A 16986-nucleotide genomic window follows, 5' to 3' on the forward strand; every position below is an offset into this window, starting at 1 on the left:
GCCGGTCCGGGCCTACGCTCGCTCCCACTCACGGGGCCGAGGGGGCGTGCCGTGGGCGGGAACGGGCCGGGGACCGGGCGTCCGGTCGGGGTCGCGGTCGTCGGGTTCGGCTGGATGGGCACCGTGCACGCCCGCGCGCACGCCCGGGTCGGCCACCACTTCCCCGGCCTGCCCGTCGCCCCGCGGCTGGTCGCCGTCGCCGACGACGTCCCCGGCCGCGCCGAGGCCGCCGCCGCCGGCCACGGCTTCGCCACGGCCACCACGGACTGGCGGGCGGTGCTCGCCGACCCGCGCGTCGAGCTCGTGTCGGTCGCCGCGCCCAACTGGCTGCACCGGGAGATCGGCGTCGCCGTCGCGGGGTCCGGCCGGCACCTGTGGATCGAGAAGCCGGTGGGCCTGACCGCCGACGACGCCCGCGCGGTGGCCGGCGCGGCCGCCGCGGCCGGCGTCCAGGGCGTCGTCGGGCTGAGCTACCGCAACGTGCCCGCGGTCGCCCTGGCGCGGGAGATGGTCGCCGCCGGCGAGATCGGCCGGGTGACCCACGCCCGCGTCGCCTTCCTCAGCGACTACGCCGCCGCGCCGGAGGGGGCGCTGACCTGGCGGTACGAGCGGGCCCGCGGCGGCAGCGGGGTCCTCGCCGACCTCGGCTCGCACGCCGTCGACCTGGTCCGCCACCTGCTCGGCGACGAGGTCGAGTCCGTGCTCGCCGACACGGCGGTGTTCGTGCCGCAGCGGCCCCGGCCGGCCGGGCCGACGTCGGGGCACGCGCTGGCGACCGGCGGCGTCCCGGGGCCGGTGGAGAACGACGACCACGTCGCCGCGCTGCTGCGGCTGTCCTCCGGCGCGCGGGTGGCGCTGGAGGCCAGCCGGGTGGCGGCGGGGGAGCAGAACGCCTACGGCTTCGAGGTGCACGGCAGCGCCGGGCGCCTGGCGTGGGACTTCCGCCGGATGGGTGAGCTGCAGGTCAGCCGCGGCCCGGTCGCACAGGACCAGCCCGTCGCCACCGTGCTGGTCGGTCCCGGGGCGGGGGAGTACGCGGCCTTCCAGCCCGGCCCCGGCAACCCGATGGGCTTCGACGACCTGAAGGTCGTCGAGGCGCGCGACGCGCTGCTGGCGGCCGCGACCGGCGAGCCGCACGGCGCGACGCTGGCCGACGCGGTGCAGGCGGCGGTCGTCCTCGACGCGATCGCCGAGTCCGCCGCCCGGGGGGAGCGGGTGACGGTCCCCGCGGACCGGGCCGTCCCGGTCGGGGGCACGCCGGGCCCTTGACGCCTCTGGTGCCCCATGTCACATTCCACATGTCACTATGTCCAGACATAAGGACGTCGTTGTGACGGGGGAGGTCCGGCGTCTGGACCGGCCGACGGCCGCCAGGAGGGTGGCCATCCCGACGAGGAGACGCCCATGAGGAGGACCCGCAGGTCGCTGCAGCTGGCGGTGGCGGTGAGCGCGACGGTCGTGGTCGCGAGTGCGTGCAGCAGCGAGGGCGGTGCCCAGAACGAGGGCGGCGGTGCGGACCAGGGCGACTACACCATCGCGATGATCACGCACGAGACGCCGGGGGACACCTTCTGGGACAAGATCCGCGCCGGCGCGGAGGCCGCCGCCGACGCCCACGGCCTCACGCTCAACTACTCGAACGACCCGGACTCCAGCGAGGAGGCGACCCTCGTCCAGAACGCCGTGGACCAGGGCGTCGACGGCATCGCGGTCACCCTCGCCTTCCCCGACGCGGTGGGGCCGGCGGCGCAGTCGGCCATGGAGGCCGGCATCCCGGTCGTCGCCTTCAACTCCGGGATCAATGACTACCAGAACTACGGCGTGCCGATGTACTTCGGGTCCAACGAGGACCTGGCCGGCCAGACCGTCGGCACCCGGATCGGGCAGGACGGTGGCGGCAAGGCCCTCTGCGTCATCCAGGAGCAGGGGCAGGTCGCCCTCGAGACCCGGTGCGCCGGTGTGGCGAAGACCTTCGCCAACACCGAGAACATCAACGTGCCCGGCGCCGACCTGCCGGCGGTGCAGCAGACGATCGGGGCCAAGCTCCAGCAGGACCCCTCGATCACCCACGTCGTCACGCTGGGCGCCCCGGTCGCCCTCGCGGCGCAGCAGGCCAAGAACGACAGCGGCAGTCAGGCCGAGATCGTCACCTTCGACCTGAACTCCGACGTCGCCGAGGCGATCCAGAACGGTGACATCGCCTTCTCGGTCGACCAGCAGCCCTACGTGCAGGGCTACATGGCCGTCACCGCGCTGTGGCTGAACATCACCAACGGCAACGACATCGGTGGTGGCGGCCCCGTCCTGACCGGCCCGTCGATCGTCGACGAGGAGAACATCGGCCCGATCGTCGAGTACGCGGCCAACAACACCCGGTAACCCCGCTCGGGGGGAGCCGGGGCCGCCCGGCTCCCCCCGCCCTCCCCCTGGAGTGCAGACATGAGCTCATCCGTGGCGACACCCCCATCGGCGGCGCCGCCGTCGGCCGCCGTCCAGGCGCGCCCCCAGCGGTCGCTGGTCTCCCGCCTCCTGGCGCGGCCCGAGATCGGCGCCCTGGCCGCCGCGGTCGCGATCTTCGCCTTCTTCTACGCGGTGGCCCCGCCCTTCCGGACCCTGCCCGCCTTCGCCACCGTGCTCTACGCCAGCTCGACCATCGGCATCGTCGCGGTGGGGGTCGCGCTGCTGATGATCGGCGGCGAGTTCGACCTGTCGTCCGGCGTCACGGTGACCACGGCGGCGCTCGCCTCGGCGATGCTCTCCTACCAGTACAGCCTGAACATGTGGGTGGGCGTCGTCTTCAGCCTCGCCGTCGCGCTCGTCATCGGGTTCGTCAACGGCTACCTGGTGGTGCGGACGGGGATCCCCAGCTTCCTCATCACACTGAGCACCTTCTTCATCCTCCAGGGTGTCAACCTCGGCGTGACCAAGATCGTCACGGGCACCGTGGCGACGCCCAACGTGAGCGACATCGACGGGTTCGACGCAGCGCGGTCGGTGTTCGCCAGCGACATCGACCTCGGCTTCATGACGGTGAAGATCACGGTGCTGTGGTGGCTGCTGTTCGTCGCCGTGGGCACCTGGCTGCTGCTGCGGACCCGCACCGGCAACTGGATCACCGCCTCGGGCGGCAACCCGGCCAGCGCCCGCGCGGTCGGCGTGCCGGTGCGCAAGGTGAAGATCGGCCTGTTCATGGGCGTCTCGTTCCTGGCCTGGTTCCTGGGGATGCACCTGCTGTTCAACTTCAGCTCGGTCCAGTCCGGCCTGGGCATCGGCAACGAGTTCATCTACATCATCGCCGCGGTCGTCGGCGGGGCCCTGCTCACCGGCGGCTACGGCTCCGCGGTGGGCTCGGCGCTGGGCGCCTTCATCTTCGGCATGACGACGCAGGGCATCGTCTTCGCCGGCTGGGACCCGAACTGGTTCCGGACCTTCCTCGGCGTGATGCTCCTGCTCGCCGTGATGGTCAACCTCTACGTCAAGAACTACGCCGAGCGCAGGAAGTGACGACGATGACCGACACCATCACCGAACACGCCGCGCGCGACTTGAAGGCCGGCACGCCGCTGGTCGAGATGCACGACGTCGGCAAGTCCTACGGCGCCATCCGGGCCCTCGAGGGCATCGACCTGACTGTCAACGCCGGGGAGGTGGCCTGCGTCCTCGGGGACAACGGCGCCGGGAAGTCGACGCTCATCAAGATCATCTCGGGGCTGCACCCGCACACCGAGGGGACGCTGCGGGTCGACGGCCAGGAGCGGCACTTCAGCTCACCCCGCGAGGCGCTCGACGCCGGCATCGCGACCGTCTACCAGGACCTGGCGGTCGTCAGCCTCATGGAGGTGTGGCGCAACTTCTTCCTCGGCTCGGAGATCCGCAAGGGGAAGTACCCGATGGCGCCGCTGGACATCAAGGCCATGCGGGAGATCGCCGACACCGAGCTGCAGAAGATGGGCATCGTCGTCAAGGACATCAACCAGCCGATCGGCACGCTGTCGGGCGGTCAGCGCCAGTGCGTGGCCATCGCCCGGGCGGTGTACTTCGGCGCCCGTGTGCTCATCCTCGACGAGCCGACCGCGGCGCTCGGCGTCAAGCAGTCCGGCGTCGTGCTCAAGTACACGGCCGCGGCCCGGGACGCCGGCCTCGGGGTCGTCTTCATCACCCACAACCCGCACCACGCCTTCATGGTCGGGGACCACTTCGTAATCCTGAAGCTGGGCCGGCGGGTGCTGGACAAGAAGCGCTCGGAGGTCACCCTCGAGGAGCTCACCGGCGAGATGGCCGGCGGCCAGGAGCTCGCCGAGCTCTCGCACGAGCTGAAGCGCTGACGGCACCCGGCCCTCCCCGCGCGGCCCGCGCGCGGGGAGGGCCGGCCGTGCCCGCCGACCCCGCAGCCGGACCCGCCGGGCGCCCGGGCGACGACGCACGCCCGCGTCGGCCGGGCAGGACCGGTGACGGCACCCCCGCACGACGCCCACCGCACGACGCCCACCGCACGACGCCCACCGCACGACGCCCACCGCACGACGCCCACCGGACCAGGCAGGGAGCCCGCCGTGACGACCACCGCCACCCGCACCGCCACCGGGATCGACTACGACCCGTTCCGGCCGGACTTCTACACGTCCGACCCCTTCGGCCTGTACCGCCGGATGCGCGACGAGGCGCCGGTGTGGCACAGCGAGCGGTGGGGCTGGTATGTGCTGACCCGCTTCGAGGACGTGCGCGCGGCCGCGCTCGACGCGGACACCTTCCGCAGCTTCGAGGGCATGGACATCGACGACAGCCGCCTCGAGCAGGCGCCGCCGGGGTCGATCGGCAGCATGGACAACCCCCGGCACGACCAGGTCCGCTCCGTCGTCCAGCCGTACTTCGTGCCCCGCCGGATCGCCGACCGGGAGGACGGCATCCGCGCCGTCGTCCGCGACCTCGTCGCCTCCTGGCGGGACCGCGGCACCGGCGGCCGGGGCACGGTCGACATCGCCCAGGAGCTGGCCTGGCCGATGCCCTTCGACGTGTTCTTCCACCTCATGGGCCTGCCGGGCCGGCACGACCCCGACCCCCTCGAGCAGGCACGCCGGGAGCAGCTCGAGCACTGGACGCACGAGCTCAAGGACCGGGTGCCCGGCACCCCGCACCTCACCCCCGTGGCGCGGGCGGCCACCGCCGGCGTCCAGCAGTTCTTCATCGACCTGCTCGACGACCGCCGCCGCGCCGCCCGCGACGACCTGGTCACGCGCTTCGTGCAGGCCGACATCGACGGCGTGCCGTTCGTGCCCGAGCGGGTGACGACGGAGTCCGAGGTCAGCGGACTGATGATGATCCTGTTCCTCGGCGGCGTCGAGTCCACCGCCGGGCTGACCGGGACGCTGTTCGAGCTGCTCGCCGAGAACCCGGACCAGCGGGCGCTGCTACGGGCCGACCCCTCGCTGATCCCGGCCGCGGTCGAGGAGGCCATGCGGCTGATCACCCCGCTGCAGCTCACCGCCCGCACCACCTCCCGCGAGGTGACGCTGCACGGCGTCACCATCCCGGCCGGCGGCCGCGTCGTGCTGGTGACCGGCGCGGCCAACCGCGACGAGCGGCAGTTCCCCGACCCCGACACCTTCGACCTGACCCGGCCCCGCGGCCGCCACCTCGGCTTCGGCGAGGGCGTGCACGGCTGCCTCGGCGCCCCGCTGGCCCGGCTCGAGGCGCGGATCGCGCTGGAGGAGGCGCTGCCGGTGCTCGGCGACTACGAGCTCGCCGGCCCGCCGACCTTCTACCCGAGCTCGCCGAACATGTACGTCTGGAAGAACCTGCCGATCAGCTTCGGCGGGGGCGCCCGGCACCGGCCGCACGTGGAGGAGGTCCGGCACCGCACCACCAGCGTCACCCTCGCCACCACCGAGTTCGAGGCGCCGGCCCGGGTGGCCGCCAAGCGCGAGGTCGCCGACGGCGTGGTCGAGCTGGTGCTGCGCGCGGCCGACGGCTCCCCGCTGCCGGGCTGGGAGCCCGGCGCGCACGTCGACCTGGTCCTCGACGGGGCGCCCACCCGGCAGTACTCGCTGTGCGGCGACCCCGCCGACCACTCCGCGTACCGGCTCGGCGTGCTGCGCGACCCCGACGGGCGTGGCAGCTCCCGGTACGTGCACGACACCCTCCGCGAGGGCGATCCCGTGCGCGTGCGCGGCCCGCGCAACAACTTCCCGCTCGCACCCTCGCCGCGGTACCTGTTCATCGCCGGCGGCATCGGCATCACGCCGGTCCTGCCGATGGTCCGGGCGGCCGAGGCGGCCGGCGCCGACTGGCGGCTGGTCTACGGCGGCCGGCGCCGCGCCTCGATGGCCTTCCTCGACGAGCTCGCCCCCCACGGCGACCGGGTCTCGGTCCGCCCGCAGGACGAGACCGGCCTGCTCGACCTGCCCGCACTCCTCGGCACCCCGCAGCCGGACACCCTCGTCTACTGCTGCGGCCCCGAGCCGCTGCTCGCCGCGGTCGAGCGCGCGGTCGCCGGCTGGCCCCCGCGGTCGCTGCGCGTGGAGCGGTTCGCCCCGCGGCCGCGGACCGGGCCGGTGCGCGACGAGCCGTTCGAGGTGGTGCTGCAGCGCAGCGAGCTGACCCTGCCCGTGCCGGCGGACCGCTCGATCCTGGCGGTGGTGGAGGCGGCCGGGGTCGGGGTGCTGTCCTCCTGCGCGGAGGGCACCTGCGGCACCTGCGAGACGGCGGTGCTCGCGGGCACCCCCGACCACCGCGACTCCGTGCTCAGCGACGACGAGCGGCAGGCCGGCGACTGCATGATGATCTGCGTCTCCCGCGCCGCGGGCCCGCGTCTGGTGCTGGACCTGTGACCGCCGGCCCGCTGGGCGTCGCCCTCCTGGGGTCGGGGCGGATGGGCGCCTTCCACGCGCAGACCCTGGCCCGGCGGCTGCCGTCCGCGCGGCTGGTGGCCGTGGCCGACCCCGCGCAGGGCGCCGCCGAGTACCTGACGGGGGTGCTCGGCGCGGGCCGGGCGTACACCGACGCGGCGCAGGTGTGGGACGACCCGGACGTCGACGCCGTCGTCGTCGCCGCGCCGGCCCGCGCGCACGCCGACCTCGTGGTCGCCGCCGCGGCCGCCGGCCGGCACGTGTTCTGCGAGAAGCCGATGGCGGTGACGCTGCCCGACGCCGACCGCGCCATCGACGCCGCCCGCGCCGCCGGCGTGGTGCTGCAGGTGGGCTTCAACCGCCGCTTCGCCGCGGACTGGGCCGCCGCCCGGGCGCTGCTGGACGACGGCACGCTCGGCACGCCGCGGCTGCTGCGCTCGCTCACCCGCGACCCGGGCGGCTTCTCCCCGGCCCGGGTGCGGCCGGACACCGTCTTCCTGGAGACGCTGATCCACGACTTCGACACGCTGCGGTTCCTGCACCCGGGCGCGGAGGCGGTGGAGGTGCACGCCGTCGCCGACGCGCTGGTCGAGCCGGCCTGGCGGGACCGGGGGCTGCTGGACACCGCAGTCGTCGTCGTCCGCTTCGCCGACGGCGCGATGGGGGTCGCCGAGGCCTGCTTCGAGGCGGCCTACGGCTACGACGTCCGCGGCGAGGTGCTCGGCTCCGGCGGCATGGCCACCATGGGCGACGGCCGCCGCACCGGCATGGTGTTCTCCGGCCCCGGCGGCCGGGTGGCGGAGACCGTCCGCAGCGACCAGGAGCTGTTCGCCGGCGCCTACACCGCCGAGCTCGCGGCGTTCGTCGACGCCGTCCGCGGCCGGACGCCGCCCCCGGTCACCGGGGAGGACGCCCGCGCGGCGCTGGCGATCGCGCTGGCCGCCGCGGAGTCGGTCCGCGCGGGCCGGCCGGTGCGGACCGACGAGGTGGAGAAGTGAGCCGGTACCGGCTGGCGGCGTTGGCGGAGATGCTGTTCCTCGACCTGCCGTTCCCCGAGCGGGTGCGGCGGATCGCCGCCGCCGGCCTCGAGGTCGAGATCTGGGACTGGACGGCGAAGGACCTCGACGCGCTCGCCGCCACCGGCGCCACGTTCTCCTCGATGACCGGCTACGTCACCGGCACCCTCGCCGACGACGGCGGCGCGGCCGAGCTGCTGCGCACCGCCGAGCTGTCGCTGGCGGCCGCCGAGCGGCTGGGCTGCCCCCGGCTCAACGTGCACGGCACCGGGCTGGACGCCGGCGGGCTGCCCGTCGTCCCCGCGGTCGTCGTGACCCCGGCGATGTGGCTGACCGCCGCCCGCACGCTGACCCGGCTGGCGGGGCTCGGCGAGCGGGCCGGGCGGGTGTTCACGCTGGAGAACCTCAACACCGCCGTGGACCACCCGGGCACCCCGTTCGCCCGGGCCGCGGACACGATCGCGCTGGTCGAGGCGGTGGGCAGCCCGCACCTGCGGCTCAACCTGGACCTGTACCACGCGCAGATCGGTGAGGGGAACCTGGTCGCGCTGGTGGAGCGGGCGCTGCCGCTGGTGGGCGAGGTGCAGGTGGCCGACGTCCCGGGGCGGTGCGAGCCGGGCACCGGCGAGATCCGCCACGAGGCGGTCGCGGCCGCGCTCGACCGGCTCGGCTACGACGGCGTCGTCGCGCTGGAGGGCTGGGCGTCCGGCGACCCGGACGACGCGCTGAAGGCGTTCCGCGCCGCCTACGGCTGACGTGTTTGTCCGGACGTCCTGATGTCCGGCTGCCCCGATGTGGGGACGACAGGAGGTGCCCGTCCGGGTGCGATCATCGGGGACGCGGGAAGCGGGTCTCCGGACCGACCCGCGGTGCTCGCTTCCCGGGAGGCAGACGTGCTCACCTTCGACATCGACCGCTCCAGTCCCACGCCGCTGTACTTCCAGCTGGCGCAGGCCATCGAGGGGGCGATCACCGGCGGCTCGCTGCCCGCGGGCTCGCGGCTGGAGAACGAGCTGCTGCTGGCCCAGCGCTACGGGCTGTCCCGGCCGACGGTCCGCCGCGCGGTGCAGGAGCTGGTGGACAAGGGCCTGCTGGTCCGCAAGCGCGGCGTGGGCACCCAGGTGATCCAGCCGCACGTCCGCCGGTCGGTGGAGCTCACCAGCCTCTACGACGACCTGTCCCGCGCCGGCGAGGCGCCGACGACCGAGGTGCTGTCCCTGGAACGGCGCCCCGCGCCGGCCGACGTCGCCGGGGAGCTCGACCTCGCGCCGGGGGAGGAGATCGTGGTGGTCCGCCGGCTGCGCCGCTCGCACGGCGAGCCGCTGGCGCTGATGACCAACCACCTGCCCGGCCGGTTCGACCCGTCGGTGGAGGACCTCACCGAGCGGGGGCTCTACCAGTACCTGCGCGCGCAGGGGGTGCACCTGCGGGTGGCCCACCAGCGGATCGGCGCGCGCCTGGCCCGGGCAGACGAGGCGCGGCTGCTGCAGGAGCCGCCGCGGGCGGCGCTGCTGACCATGGAGCGGACGGCGTTCGACGACAAGGGCGGCGCGGTGGAGCTCGGCCGGCACGTCTACCGCGCGTCCCGCTACGACTTCGAGACGACGCTCGTCGGCCGCTGACGGCGGCCGGTGTGCCCGGTCACGGTGCGCACACTCACAGGCCGGATACCGCTCCGCCGCGCCGCGCGCGAGGACGATGGAGTCGGTACAGAGAAGACGACGCAGACGCAGCTCGGAGAACCGCCATGCCCTCCCTCCTCACCCCCTCCCGCCGCGGCTCGGTGTGGCAGCGGTCCCGCCGCGCCCTCGAGCGCGAGCTGGCCGACTACGCCACGACCGCCGACCGCGACGACCTCACCGCCCTGCTCGAGGGCCGCGGCTCCGGCGAGAGCCTCGCCGCCGAGCTCCTGGGCCGCCAGGCGCACCGGGCGCTGTTCGCCCGCGCCTGAGCCGTCCGGCGGGCGAGCTAGGGCAGCCGCTCGAGCTCCCCGCCGTCCCACTCCCAGCGGACGGTCATCCGCCCGGACGGCCCGCCGGCGTGGGTGTCGCCCTCCTCGTAGACCCGCATGACCGCCACCACCCGGCCCTCCTCGACCGCGAGCCCGTCCGGGTCGTAGACCGGCGGCAGGACGTCGGCCCGCGGCAGCGTGCGCGGGCTCGGCAGCACGGCCAGCCGGCGGCCGTCGGCGTCGAGGACGTGCACCTCCTCGACGATCCCGTTCGACGGCTGCGGGGAGCACCGCAGCAGGACGACGGTGTCCGGCCGGCCGTCGCCGTCGACGTCCCCGCCCACCGCGGCGCCGAGGGAGACGTCGAACCAGTCGTAGGGACCCGCGGCGGCCGGCACCCGCGCCGACCCGTCCCGCAGGGTGGCCGCGAACCCGTCCGGGACGACGCCGTCGCAGGTCACGGTGTAGGTGGTGTTCCGCCAGTCGGGGGCGCGCGTCGCCGGAGCCGCCGGGGCGGGGGAGGCGCCCGGGTCACCGGCGCAGCCGGCCAGCAGGAGGCACGCCCCCACACCGGCCGCGCTCAGCCGGCGGATCGCCGCGTCGGACATCGGGCCTTCCCTCGGCCGGGGCGGAGGAACGGGGGAGCACCCCTCCGCACCGAGCGTCCCACCGTCCGGGCCCTCAGGCGAACGGGTTCTCGCCGGCCTCGACCTGCGCCGCGAGCTCCCGCAGCGCCGCCCGGTCCGGCGTGCCGCCGGCCTCCCGCACCGCGGCCTCCAGCGCGGCGGCCACCTCGTCCGCCGGCCGGCCCGCCATGCGGTCGGCGACCGCGGCCAGCGTGGGCGCCACCCGCTCGCTGAGCAGCTGCTCCCGCCGCGGGTCCGGCGGGCGCAGCAGCCGCAGCAGCTCCTCCTGCAGCCCGCTCCGGGGTCGGCGTCCCACCGGCTCCCTCCCTCCGACGGCCCGGCCAGTCGACACCCCGCCGGGCGGCCGGGCAAGCCCCGCGGCGCTACCGTCCGGGCGAGGGAGGGAGCGCCGGTGCACGAGGTCACCGAGGACGTCTTCTGCGTGCCGGGCACCGCGGTCAACCGGGTGCTGGTCCGCGACGGCCGCGACCTGACCCTGGTCGACGCCGGGTACCCGGGCGACGCCGCTGGCCTCGCCGACGCCGTCCGCGCCCTGGGCTCCCGTCCGGAGGACGTGCGCGCCGTCCTGGTCACGCACGCCCACGTCGACCACGTCGGCGGGCTGTCCGCCCTCGCGCCGGGCACCCCCGTCCTCGTGCACCCGGACGAGCTGCCGAACGCCCGCGGGGAGCGCCGCGAGCAGGCCACGCCGCTCGACGTCGCCGTCCGGGCCTGGCGGCCGCGGGTCGCCCGGTGGGCGCTGTCGGTCGTGCGGGCCGGGGCGACCGCGCACCCCGTCGTCGCCGCGGCGCGACCGCTCCCCGGCGGCGGCCCGCTGGACCTGCCCGGCGGGCCGGTCCCCGTGCCCACGCCCGGCCACACCTCGGGGCACACCGCCTACCTGTTCCCCCGGCACGGGGTGGTGGCGACCGGCGACGCGCTGGTCACCGGGCACCCGACGTCGCGGGTGCGCGGACCGCAGCTGCTGCCGGGGTTCTTCTCCGCCTCGCCGGACCGCGCCCGGGACGCCCTCGGCGCGCTCGCCGCGCTGCCGGCCGACCTGCTCGTCCCCGGCCACGGCGACCCGTGGCGCGGCGACCTCGGCGTCGCGGTGACCCTCGCCCGCCGGTGACGGGGGCCCCGCCGCGATGAGTTCCGGCCGGGGCGGGGGTCCTCCCTGGGAACCGCCGGCGACGAGATCCCCCGGAGGACGCCATGACGACCGTCCCGGACCGCCCCGCCCCCGCGCCCACCGGCCGCCCGCCCGTCGTCGACCGGGCCACCTGGCAGGCCGCCCGGGACGAGCTCCTGGTCCGCGAGAAGGCGCACACCCGCGAGGGCGACGCCATCGCCGCGGCCCGCCGCCGGCTGCCGATGGTGGAGGTCGACGGCGCGGCCGAGGTCGTCGGACCCGGCGGCCCGGTCCCGTTCCCCGACCTGTTCCAGGGCCGCGACGAGCTCCTCGTCTACCACTCCATGTGGTACGACGGCGCGCCGCACCAGGGGCAGTGCGAGGGCTGCACCTTCAACCTGTGGCACCTGCGGGACGCCGTCTACCTCAACGCCCGCGGCGTCTCGTTCGCCGTCCTGACCTCGGGCCCCTGGGACGAGGTGGCGCCCTTCGTCGACTTCATGGGGTATCCCCAGCCCTGGTACTCGGTGCGGGGCACCGAGGAGCGGATCGCCACGGAGGAGGGGCACCTGTCCTGCTACCTGCGCGACGGCGACCGCGTGTTCCTCACCTACTCCACGACCGGCCGGGGCAACGAGCCGGCCGACGGGACTCTCGGCCTGCTGGACATGACGCCCTACGGCCGCCGCGAGGCGTGGGAGGACGTCCCCGAGGGCTGGCCCGCGGCCCCGCAGGTCGGCTCACCGGTCGGCGGGCACGGCGCGCCGATCTGCTGGTACTGGCGCTCGGACGCCGACGGGAACGCCGCCTGGGGCCCGACCAGCCGCCCGGTGCCGCAGTGGACCCGCCCCGGCGCGACCCCCGTGGACACCCTCGGCCGGCACGCCCACCACCACTGACCGGGCGCGCTCAGGCGTTCTGCGGGAAGCCCAGGTTCAGGCCGCCGTGGCTCGGGTCGAGCCAGCGGGAGGTGATGACCTTGCCGCGGGTGAAGAAGTGCACGCCCTCGGCGCCGTGGGCGTGGGAGTCGCCGAAGAGGCTGTTCTTCCACCCGCCGAAGGAGTAGTAGGCCATCGGCACCGGGATCGGCACGTTGATGCCGATCATCCCGACCTCGACCTCGTGCTGGAACCGCCGGGCGGCGCCGCCGTCGTTGGTGAAGATCGCGGTGCCGTTGCCGTACTCGTTGCGGTTGACCAGCTCGACGGCGTGCTCGTAGCTGTCCACCCGCAGCACCGACAGCACCGGGCCGAAGATCTCGTCGGTGTAGACGCTCATGCCCGGCTCGACGTGGTCGACCAGCGTCGGGCCGAGCCAGAAGCCGTCCTCGGCGCCGTCGGGCTGCACCTGCCGGCCGTCGACGACCAGCTTCGCGCCCTCCTCCTCACCGGCCTCGACGTAGGACTCGACCCGGTCGCGGTGCCGCTTGCTGATCAGCGGGCCCATGTCGCAGCCCTTGCGCCCGTCGCCGGTGCGCAGCGTCCGGGTGCGCTCGGCGATGCGGGCGACCAGGTCGTCGCCGATCCCCCCGACGGCGAGCACGGCGCTGATGGCCATGCAGCGCTCGCCGGCCGAGCCGAACCCGGAGTTGACCGCGGCGTCGGCGGCCAGGTCCAGGTCGGCGTCGGGGAGGACGACCATGTGGTTCTTGGCTCCGCCCAGGGCCTGCACCCGCTTGCCGTGCCGGGTGCCGGTCTCGTACACGTACCGGGCGATCGGGGTGGATCCGACGAAGGACACCGACCTGATCCCGGGGTGCTCGAGCAGCCGGTCGACCGCGACCTTGTCGCCCTGCAGCACGTTGAAGACGCCGTCGGGCAGCCCCGCCTCCTGCCACAGCTCGGCCATCCACAGCGACGCGGAGGGGTCCTGCTCGCTGGGCTTGAGGACGACGGTGTTGCCGGTGGCGATCGCGATGGGGAAGAACCACATCGGGACCATCGCCGGGAAGTTGAACGGGCTGATGACCGCCACCGGGCCGAGCGGCTGGCGGACGGAGTGGACGTCGACGTTGGTCGAGGCGTTCTCGGTGAACCCGCCGCGCACGAGCGAGGGCACGCCGCAGGCGTACTCCACGACCTCCTGGCCGCGGGAGACCTCGCCGAGCGCGTCGTCGAGCACCTTGCCGTGCTCGGCGGTGATGATCGCGGCCAGCTCGGGCTTGCGGGCGTTGAGCAGCTCGCGGAAGCGGAACAGGACCGCGGTGCGCCTGGCCAGCGAGGTGTCGCGCCAGGCGGGGAAGGCCGCGGTCGCCGCGGCGACGGCCGCGTCGACCTCCTCGGTCGAGGCCAGGGCGACCTCGCCGAGGACCTCACCGGTCGCCGAGTCGGTCACCTCTGCGGTGCGGCCGCTGGCGCCCTCGCGGCGGGCGCCGTCGATCCAGTGGGGGATGGAGGTGGGCATGGCTGCTTCTCCCGGGGTGGGTGTCACGGAGCGGTGTCGTCGGGGAGCGGTGTCTGCGGGAAGTTCGGCCGTCCCGACGCGCCGGTGTCGGGTCGGGCGGCGCCGCGGCCGGCGTCGTCGGGGAAGTGCTTGGCGACCAGCTCGCGGATGGCCTCGAGCATGCGCGTCCCGGACTCGCGGGCCTGGTCGTCCCAGCCGAACACGCAGGTGGTGAGGACCCCGTCGAAGCCGGTGCCGGCGAGGGCGGCGAAGGCCGCGTCGAAGTCGACGTCGCCACGGCCGATCTCCATGTGCTGGTGGACGCGGGTGGTGTTGCCGGGCGGGTTGGTGATGTAGCGCAGCCCGTCGGAGGCGCGGTGGTCCATCGAGTCGGCGACGTGCACGTGGGTGAGCAGATCGCCGGCGTGCGCGATGATCCCGGCCGCGTCGTCGCCCTGGTGGAACGTGTGCGGCGTGCAGTACAGGAAGGAGACGCACGGCGAGTCGATGCCGCGGACCATGTCGACCGCGGGGTGGCCGAGCTCGATGAAGTCGTCCGGGTGCGGCTCGAGGGCCAGCCGGAGCCCCTCCCGCTCGAGGACGGGCAGCAGCTCCTCCATCGACCGCCAGAACATCGCCTCGGCGAGCTCCGGCGCCTCGGGGCGGCCGTTGAACTCCGAGTTCACCGTGTCCACGCCGAGCTCGACGGTGATCTCGATCGCCCGCCTCCAGTAGCGCACCGCCGCCTGCCGCTCGTCCTCGCCGGGCCCGGACCAGCGCATGACCGGCAGCACCGAGGTGACGCCGACGCCGGCGTCGGCGAGCCGCGACCGGAACGCGCGGACGGTGGCCAGGTCCACGCGGGGGTGCTTGAAGAACGGGACGAAGTCCTCCCGCGGGGACAGCTCGATCCACTCGTAGCCCATCGCGGCGACGACGTCGGGCAGCTCCAGCAGCGGCGTGGTCCGCAGCATCTGCGGGTCCAGGGCGATCCTCACCGCTGCTCCAGCCGGACCTCGGTGCGCCGTCCGGTGCGCAGCGCCTCGACACCGGCCGCGCACACCGCCTGGGCGGCGTAGCCGTCCCACGCGCCGGGGCCGTCGATCCCGCCGCGGCGGGCGGCGTCGGCCCACCGCTGCAGCTCGACGTCGTAGGCCCGGCCGAAGCGCACGCGGAAGTCCGGCGCGATGCCGGCCGACCGGGTCGGGCCCGCCGCCCCGCCGGACGTGCGCAGCAGCCCGGCCTCGAGGCCGATCACGGCGCTGCCGTCCTCGCCGACCACCTCGGTGCGGACCTCGTAGCCCACCCCGGTGCTGACGAAGACCTCGACGTCGACCAGCCGGCCGCCGGTGGTCTCGAACAGGACCAGCAGCGGGTCGGACTGGCCCGTGACCGCGTGCCGGGTCGCCCGCGGCCGCAGCACGGTGACCGCGGCGATCTCCTCGTCCAGGAGGAACCGGGCGACGTCGACCTCGTGCACCACCGAGTCGTTGACCATCATCTCGCTGGTGAAGTGCGGCGGGACCGCGGCGTTGCGGTGGGCGCAGTGCACGATCAGCGGCTCACCCAGCCCGCCCTCGGCGACCAGGGCCCGGAGCTGGGCGTACTCGGGGTCGAAGCGGCGCATGAAGCCGACCTGCACCAGCCGCCGGCCCGTGCGGGCGGTGTACGCGTCCTCCGCGCGCACGACGGTGATGGAGCTGTCGGCGTCCATCGTGAGCGGCTTCTCGCACAGCACCGGCTTGCCGTGCTCGATGCAGGCGAGCACCTGCTCCTCGTGGAACTGCCCGGGGGTGGCGACGAGGACGGCGTCGACGCCGTCGTCGGCGATCGCGGCGAGCGGGTCGCCGACCACCCGGCAGCCGGGCACGCCGGCGGCCACCTGCTCGGCCTTCTCGGCGGAGGCGTCGCTGACCGCGACCACCTCCGCGCCGGAGATGCGGCTGTGGAGGCGGGCGACGTGGTCGGCGCCCATCATGCCGACCCCGAGCACGGCGACCCGGAGCCCGCGTGCCGGGACGTCGGCCATCGCCGGGAGGACACCGGCCTGCGTCTCCGTGGTGGTCACGCCCGGGCCTCCGATCCGGGTGCGGGGGTCCTCGGGGCGCCGATCTGCAGCGACGGCAGCCGGCAGCCGGCGATGTGCCGGTGGGTGCGCCGGGCGATGGGGAGGGGCCGGTCGGGCGGGCAGGGGTACATGTCCTGCTCGACGATCGCGAAGACGTCCAGGCCGAGCTCCTCGATCGCCTCGAACAGCGGCGGGTAGGCGGGCACGCCGTGGGGCGGTTCCACGAAGGCGCCCATCCTGACCGCGTCCGGCCAGGTCACGTCCTTCTCCAGGACCTCGTCGACCACCTGCGGGTCGACCTGCTTGAGGTGCAGGTAGCCGATCCGCTCCGGGTGGCGGCGGACCAGGTCGAGGTTGTCGCCGCGGTAGTAGCTGACGTGCCCGGTGTCCAGGCACAGCGGCACGTACCCGGGGTCGGTGTCGGCGAGGAACCGCTCGATGTCGCGCTGCCAGCCGACGTGGCTCTCGGCGTGGGGGTGGTAGGCGATCGTGAGCCCGTACTCCTCCCGGATCGCGCGGGCCAGCCGGTCCACCCCGCTGGTCTTCGCCCGCCACGCCTCGGGGGTGAGCTCGCGCGGCTCGACGTCGGCGCCGGTCTTCTGGTCGCGGAAGGTGTCGGGGATGACCACCACGTGGGTGCCGCCGGTGGCCCGGGTCAGCGCGGCGACGTCCTTGACCTGGCTCCACACCGCGTCCCAGGAGTCGGGCCGGTGCAGGTGCTCGAAGACGGTGCCGGCGGACACCTGCAGGCCCCGCGCGGAGAGCTCGTCGGAGAGCCGCGCCGGGTCGGTGGGCAGGTAGCCGTAGGGACCCAGCTCGATCCACTCGTAGCCGCAGGCGCTGACCTCGTCGAGGAAGCGCTGCCACGGCACCTGTTCCGGGTCGTCGGGGAACCAGACGCCCCACGAGTCGGGAGCCGAGCCCACCCGGATCCGCGCGCGGCCGTGCTGCTCTGTCATGGGTGCT

Annotated in this window: 17 protein-coding genes; 11 read left to right on the forward strand and 6 right to left on the reverse strand. The window is 74.9% G+C overall.

Annotated features, from left to right (window positions below; genetic code table 11):
- Positions 1-51 precede the first annotated feature (51 nt).
- The 9 genes from ACI8AB_RS05375 (at position 52) to ACI8AB_RS05415 (ending at position 9812) form a co-directional block, all read left to right on the forward strand.
- The gene (locus ACI8AB_RS05375; RefSeq protein ID WP_456949241.1) at positions 52-1269 is read left to right on the forward strand and encodes a Gfo/Idh/MocA family protein; all 1218 of its coding nucleotides are present in this window, start codon (positions 52-54) and stop codon (positions 1267-1269) included.
- A gap of 135 nt (positions 1270-1404) precedes the next feature.
- Positions 1405-2379 carry a substrate-binding domain-containing protein gene (locus ACI8AB_RS05380; protein WP_456949242.1) on the forward strand — a complete coding sequence of 325 codons (975 nt, stop codon included), beginning with the start codon at positions 1405-1407 and terminating at the stop codon, positions 2377-2379.
- A 72-nt stretch (positions 2380-2451) separates the two neighbouring features.
- Positions 2452-3504, forward strand: coding sequence for an ABC transporter permease (locus ACI8AB_RS05385; RefSeq protein ID WP_456949243.1), 1053 nt, complete (start codon positions 2452-2454; stop codon positions 3502-3504).
- Positions 3505-3509: 5 nt separating this feature from the next.
- Positions 3510-4325, forward strand: coding sequence for an ATP-binding cassette domain-containing protein (locus ACI8AB_RS05390; protein ID WP_456949244.1), 816 nt, complete (start codon positions 3510-3512; stop codon positions 4323-4325).
- Between the two features lie 228 nt (positions 4326-4553).
- Positions 4554-6827 carry a cytochrome P450/oxidoreductase gene (locus ACI8AB_RS05395; protein ID WP_456949245.1) on the forward strand — a complete coding sequence of 758 codons (2274 nt, stop codon included), beginning with the start codon at positions 4554-4556 and terminating at the stop codon, positions 6825-6827.
- Positions 6824-7843, forward strand: coding sequence for a Gfo/Idh/MocA family oxidoreductase (locus ACI8AB_RS05400; RefSeq protein ID WP_456949246.1), 1020 nt, complete (start codon positions 6824-6826; stop codon positions 7841-7843). Before ACI8AB_RS05395 ends, ACI8AB_RS05400 begins: the two co-directional genes overlap by 4 nt.
- Entirely contained in the window at positions 7840-8616 is a 777-nt protein-coding gene (locus ACI8AB_RS05405; RefSeq protein WP_456949247.1) for a TIM barrel protein, read from the forward strand. The genes ACI8AB_RS05400 and ACI8AB_RS05405 overlap by 4 nt, the downstream gene beginning before the upstream one ends.
- A gap of 138 nt (positions 8617-8754) precedes the next feature.
- Positions 8755-9483, forward strand: coding sequence for a GntR family transcriptional regulator (locus ACI8AB_RS05410; RefSeq protein WP_456949248.1), 729 nt, complete (start codon positions 8755-8757; stop codon positions 9481-9483).
- A 125-nt stretch (positions 9484-9608) separates the two neighbouring features.
- A complete protein-coding gene (locus ACI8AB_RS05415; protein WP_456949249.1) occupies positions 9609-9812 on the forward strand; it encodes a hypothetical protein in 204 nt (67 codons plus the stop codon).
- A 17-nt stretch (positions 9813-9829) separates the two neighbouring features.
- Here the strand turns inward: ACI8AB_RS05415 and ACI8AB_RS05420 are convergent, their stop codons facing one another.
- Both ACI8AB_RS05420 and ACI8AB_RS05425 read right to left on the reverse strand, forming a co-directional pair.
- Positions 9830-10420, reverse strand: coding sequence for a hypothetical protein (locus ACI8AB_RS05420; RefSeq protein ID WP_456949250.1), 591 nt, complete (start codon positions 10418-10420; stop codon positions 9830-9832).
- 73 nt (positions 10421-10493) lie between these two features.
- Positions 10494-10754, reverse strand: a complete 261-nt coding sequence (locus ACI8AB_RS05425) for a hypothetical protein (protein WP_456949251.1) — start codon at positions 10752-10754, stop codon at positions 10494-10496.
- Between the two features lie 96 nt (positions 10755-10850).
- On the opposite strand from ACI8AB_RS05425, the gene ACI8AB_RS05430 reads away from it, so the two are divergent.
- Both ACI8AB_RS05430 and ACI8AB_RS05435 read left to right on the forward strand, forming a co-directional pair.
- Entirely contained in the window at positions 10851-11570 is a 720-nt protein-coding gene (locus tag ACI8AB_RS05430; protein WP_456949252.1) for an MBL fold metallo-hydrolase, read from the forward strand.
- A gap of 83 nt (positions 11571-11653) precedes the next feature.
- Positions 11654-12469, forward strand: a complete 816-nt coding sequence (locus tag ACI8AB_RS05435) for a DUF899 family protein (protein WP_456949253.1) — start codon at positions 11654-11656, stop codon at positions 12467-12469.
- Positions 12470-12479: 10 nt separating this feature from the next.
- Here the strand turns inward: ACI8AB_RS05435 and ACI8AB_RS05440 are convergent, their stop codons facing one another.
- The 4 genes from ACI8AB_RS05440 to ACI8AB_RS05455 are packed head-to-tail and all read right to left on the reverse strand — an operon-like array spanning position 12480 to position 16979.
- Positions 12480-13973, reverse strand: a complete 1494-nt coding sequence (locus ACI8AB_RS05440; protein ID WP_456949254.1) for a CoA-acylating methylmalonate-semialdehyde dehydrogenase — start codon at positions 13971-13973, stop codon at positions 12480-12482.
- 23 nt (positions 13974-13996) lie between these two features.
- Positions 13997-14950: a sugar phosphate isomerase/epimerase family protein gene (locus ACI8AB_RS05445; RefSeq protein ID WP_456949255.1), complete on the reverse strand. Its 954-nt coding sequence runs from the start codon at positions 14948-14950 to the stop codon at positions 13997-13999.
- Positions 14947-16020, reverse strand: coding sequence for a Gfo/Idh/MocA family protein (locus tag ACI8AB_RS05450; RefSeq protein ID WP_456949256.1), 1074 nt, complete (start codon positions 16018-16020; stop codon positions 14947-14949). The genes ACI8AB_RS05445 and ACI8AB_RS05450 overlap by 4 nt, the downstream gene beginning before the upstream one ends.
- On the reverse strand, positions 16017-16979 hold the full coding sequence (locus tag ACI8AB_RS05455) for a TIM barrel protein (protein WP_456949257.1): 963 nt from the start codon (positions 16977-16979) through the stop codon (positions 16017-16019). Before ACI8AB_RS05455 ends, ACI8AB_RS05450 begins: the two co-directional genes overlap by 4 nt.
- Between the last annotated feature and the right edge of the window lie 7 nt (positions 16980-16986).

The organism is Geodermatophilus sp. SYSU D00698, assembly GCF_054050335.1.